General features: G+C 40.8%; 1 pseudogene. It reads left to right on the forward strand.

From position 1 onward, the window contains the following. Nucleotides 1-176 precede the first annotated feature (176 nt). Nucleotides 177-704: pseudogene (gene rpoB, locus DLK05_RS19060) on the forward strand (DNA-directed RNA polymerase subunit beta); the annotation flags it as partial.

A 704-nucleotide genomic window follows, 5' to 3' on the forward strand; every position in this document is an offset into this window, starting at 1 on the left:
GGGGCATTCAAGAAGAACAGGCTGTTCCAGCTCGATACCGCCAAGAATTTTTGACTATCGCATGGGAAGAGGTTCATCTTCGAAGCATTTTCCCTTTCCAATATTTTTCCATTGGAGCTTCTCTAATTCCTTTTATCGAACATAATGATGCGAATCGAGCTTTAATGAGTTCTAATATGCAACGTCAAGCAGTTCCACTTTCTCGGTCCGAAAAGTGCATTGTTGGAACTGGGTTGGAACGCCAAGYGGCTYTAGATTCRGGGGTTYCCGCKATAGCYGAACACGAGGGAAAAATCCTTTATACTGACACTGAGAAGATCGTTTTTTCGGGCAATGGTGATACTCTAAGCATTCYATTRRTTATGTATCAACGSTCMAACAAAAATACTTGTATGCATCAAAAACCYCRGGTTCSWCGRGGTAAATGYATTAAAAARGGACAAATTTTAGCGGAWGGTGCYGCTAYMGTTGGYGGKGAACTCGCTTTGGGKAAAAAYRTATTAGTRGCTTATATGCCATGGGAAGGWTACAATTYTGAAGATGCGGTACTCATTAGTGAGTGTCTAGTATATGGTGATATTTATACTTCTTTCCACATACGGAAATATGAAATTCAGACGCATGTGACAACCCAAGGTCCTGAAAGGATCACTAAAGAAATACCGCATCTAGAAGGTCGTTTACTCCGAAATTTAGACAAAAAT

The organism is Ancylomarina longa (assembly GCF_003996985.1).
Lineage (GTDB): Bacteria > Bacteroidota > Bacteroidia > Bacteroidales > Marinifilaceae > Ancylomarina_A > Ancylomarina_A longa.